We start from the raw sequence: 2950 nt of genomic DNA, 5'->3' as shown, positions 1-2950 counted from the left end.
CTTACTGACTACCTCTACATACCCTTGATCGGTAGCTCTGTCCTGACCTATTCCAATATCATCTAATCCAAAATAGGGGCTGGGGCTTGAAAGAAGAGAAGAAAAACCAGAATTGCTTACAAATGAGAAGCTAATTAAGATATAATTAACGTTCGTTTGATAGCAAGAGTCTGTCTCTTACTTTCAAGCCGTAATACGTGTTTGACGCACTTATTACAACCCATTAAAAAACCTCTACATACAATGTGTGTGGAGGTTTTTTTATGCCTTAAATACTACCTTTATTGGCTAATAATGGAATAGGTAGCGTTGTTTTTTATAAACAGTGCCTTTCAGTATCCGTGTCATTAACCTAAAACAAAATCATAAATTAACCAGTAAATACAATTAGTTGAGCTGACTTATTGGCCGTTAATTGATTTTTTTTCTTTATCGTTATTCCTAAAATAACGATAATTATCCTCGAATTATTTGCACTCATTGCCGTTATTTTTCTTTTTCTATAAAAAGGCTAAAGCTACAGGCGCGCCATGCTACCTCACGAAATTCCGGGACTCCTGTCGCCGTAATTCGTTCACCTACGCAGCTCAGTCATGGCTACCACAAATGGCTCTACGGCTATTCGGGATAAAATTTCAGCCTCCCGAGCGCGCTATCGCACGCTTCGGATTGGAAATTAACCTGCTCCTACCACGGACTATTAATCCAATACTTTGTTAAAGGAAGTAGCTTTGAAGATATAAGGAGCTCGAAGCTGTTATGAATAAACTCAACCATCGACCACTAAAAACGTTAAACTATGACACTCATCACGCTGTGTTTTTTTATAAAAATAAACGTGAGGCTGCATGATTACAGGAATTTCACTTCAGAGTTTAATCCACCTTATATGCTTATAAATTTTTTCAAAAATAGAGTCCGAGCATAAAAAGCCCTTGATGTTGAACCATGACCAGCGCCTTTTGTTCTTGGCTGAATAAATACTCCCATTTCACCTGTTAAAGCTTCAAAACCTTGTTGAGTATCAAGTAATACATTCCTAACCAAGTTATAATCTGCCTTCACTGCAGAATACAATTCTCCCTCTAAGTTAAATTCTACAATAGAATGAATATAACTTGGTTCATCAACATGATTGCCAACGGTTCGTGCAATAACAACAGCTTTTTTTAGTTTTGCTAATAAATGGCTATTTTCAAATTCTTTTTGACAAACATTAACAGGATCAATCATAGTAACAGCCATTGTTTCCTTGAAAGAAAGAGAACCATTTTTGAGTGTTTTTAAAGGAATAGATTTAAGTTCCCATGATCCAAAGTTTGGTGACTGAGAGGAGTTAATTGGAAGCTCTAAAAACCGCTCAAAAACATGGCCAGCCCAGCCTTTATTAACTTTTCCATTTCGCTTAATTGTTACCTCATATTCATTTGCTAGTTGATGAAGCTCTTTCCCCACTAATTGTTGTAACTTTTGTACTGCCTCTGTTCGTTCCATGTTTATCCTACGGTAATATGTCGTAATGATCGTTATTTTTATTCACCTGTAAAAATTCTGAACTTGATCCATTTTTGTTTAATATGTCTGAAAGCCTTGGAATAGCAAGGTTATCTAAATACTCTTGCTCAGAGTCAATACCTATAAACTTACGCTGATGTCTTAAAGCAGAAACACCTGTGGTCGCACTTCCACAAAATGGGTCAAGAATAATATCACCTTCATTAGATGATGCGACAATTACTCTATCTAATAATGATTCTGGTTTTTGTGTTGGGTGTTTTCCATATTTCTTCTCACCTTTTTTTGGTGTTCCTATTACCCAAATGCTACGCATTTGTTTATCTGGCTTTTTAACTACATCGTTAGGAAAATCACCAAACTTCATCGCTTCATAGTTGAAAGTATGTTTGGCTTTTTTTGTTTTTTTAGCCCAGAGTAAGGTTTCATGACTGGCTGTAAACATACGACATGATAGGTTAGGGGCTGCGTTAGGTTTATACCAACAAATATCATTGATAATATGCCATCCCTGTTTTTGTAGAGCATAACCACAGATATAAATAGAATGGTATGTTCCTGAAATCCATAACGATCCGTTTGGTTTTAAAACTCGATTACAGGCTTCTATCCAAGAATAATGAAATTCTAAATCGGAATCAATCCCTTGACTTTTATCCCACTTTCCTTTATTAACACTTACCCTTTTTCCAGCGTGACAAGTAAATCCATCGTTTGATAAATTGTAAGGAGGATCGGCGAAAATAAGACCGATACTTTCTTCTGGCAATTGATTTAGGGTATTGACAACATCGCCAAGATACAACCTGATTCCATTTTCTCTAAAATACGCTTCCAATGTAGCAGTTCCTTACTTTTTAGGTGGACGAAAAACTTGTTCTGTCGCAAGAATTAATATAATAGAGGAAAGATACCATATTTACTTAATGCGAAAAAAAATATTTCCATGGGTGAAATTTCTCAATCAATGGGACGGTATAAATCTACTATAAGTCCCGAACTTAAACGTAATACAGGCAAGTGCGGCTATCGTTACAAACAAGCTCAGAGCATGGCTACACAACGACATATCGACAAATCTAAAGCGATCAAACTGCCGGCTGATTTAGGGCAAATAATTACGCCGTTACTAAAGCAATAATGAAATCCAGACTGCATTTCATGTAGGTTAAAAAGACAGCGCCACTCACATGATTAAATAATTTCTGTATTGCGGATAAAGGGGTATCTACGTCCTATGTTAGCTGATACCTTTCATTGTGACACACAATCCATCACTTAAATAACTTTGAGAACAACCCTCTAATAACTGGTTCATCTGATGATGTTTCGCTTTGTGTCGTATCAATTTTATGTTCAAGTAATGCCATTAATCGAATTTCACGAGCTAGGGAATCGTCTCTAACTTGTTTTATATCGTCCCTAAGCCCATCGA

At 36.4% G+C, this 2950-nt stretch carries 3 protein-coding genes; 1 reads left to right on the top strand and 2 read right to left on the bottom strand.

The features are described 5' to 3' along the window. Nucleotides 1-885 precede the first annotated feature (885 nt). Together CDZ78_RS16995 and CDZ78_RS16990 are read right to left on the bottom strand one after the other, a co-directional pair. Nucleotides 886-1494 (bottom strand): MutH/Sau3AI family endonuclease, encoded by a 609-nt coding sequence (locus tag CDZ78_RS16995; protein WP_087871056.1) that lies wholly within the window; start codon nucleotides 1492-1494, stop codon nucleotides 886-888. Between the two features lie 7 nt (nucleotides 1495-1501). After that, nucleotides 1502-2353 carry a DNA-methyltransferase gene (locus CDZ78_RS16990; RefSeq protein WP_087871055.1) on the bottom strand — a complete coding sequence of 284 codons (852 nt, stop codon included), beginning with the start codon at nucleotides 2351-2353 and terminating at the stop codon, nucleotides 1502-1504. Between the two features lie 108 nt (nucleotides 2354-2461). On the opposite strand from CDZ78_RS16990, the gene CDZ78_RS16985 reads away from it, so the two are divergent. Then, nucleotides 2462-2656, top strand: coding sequence for a hypothetical protein (locus tag CDZ78_RS16985; RefSeq protein ID WP_087871054.1), 195 nt, complete (start codon nucleotides 2462-2464; stop codon nucleotides 2654-2656). The last annotated feature ends 294 nt before the right edge of the window (nucleotides 2657-2950 follow it).

Origin of the sequence: Bathymodiolus platifrons methanotrophic gill symbiont, from assembly GCF_002189065.1 — a bacterium.
Classification (GTDB): Bacteria; Pseudomonadota; Gammaproteobacteria; order Methylococcales; family Methylomonadaceae; genus Methyloprofundus.
The sequence above is the reverse complement of the archived record's forward strand: the minus strand, read 5'-3'. Positions and strand labels throughout refer to the sequence as shown.

Bases quoted from the DNA above. Each gene is read 5' to 3' on its own strand.
- CDZ78_RS16995 (WP_087871056.1), bottom strand. From the start codon at position 1,494: ATGGAACGAACAGAGGCAGTACAAAAGTTACAACAATTAGTGGGGAAA.
- CDZ78_RS16985 (WP_087871054.1), top strand. From the start codon at position 2,462: ATGGGTGAAATTTCTCAATCAATGGGACGGTATAAATCTACTATAAGT.